Raw genomic sequence first — 288 nt, 5'->3', positions numbered from 1 at the left:
AGAGACTCTGCCACAGTTGCCTTTGCGCTGTTTGTACTTCTCCTGAGCCTTCGAAGGTGAATAGGATTTACCAGTAGAATTACGGCTTAATTCTCGAGAAATGGTTGAGTAACTTTTCTTGATATGGCTGGCAATCTCACGAAGTGAGTTTCCATGATTCCTCATTAAAAAGATAGTTTCCCGTTCATCTATGGTAATATGCTTGTAGTGATCCATGGCTAAATTCCTTTCATGATTGTTTTCGCAAACATCATTTTACAGAAATTTGGCCATGGGCCATTCTTTATT

Annotated in this window: 1 protein-coding gene; it reads right to left on the bottom strand. The window is 39.2% G+C overall.

What is annotated here, in order from left to right:
- Positions 1-216: helix-turn-helix domain-containing protein (locus KTE19_RS13780; protein ID WP_217342528.1), on the bottom strand; the 216-nt coding region annotated here is incomplete at its 3' end.
- Between the last annotated feature and the right edge of the window lie 72 nt (positions 217-288).

This window comes from Lentilactobacillus dabitei (assembly GCF_019061365.1).
Classification (GTDB): Bacteria; Bacillota; Bacilli; order Lactobacillales; family Lactobacillaceae; genus Lentilactobacillus; species Lentilactobacillus dabitei.
The sequence above is the reverse complement of the archived record's forward strand: the minus strand, read 5'-3'. Positions and strand labels throughout refer to the sequence as shown.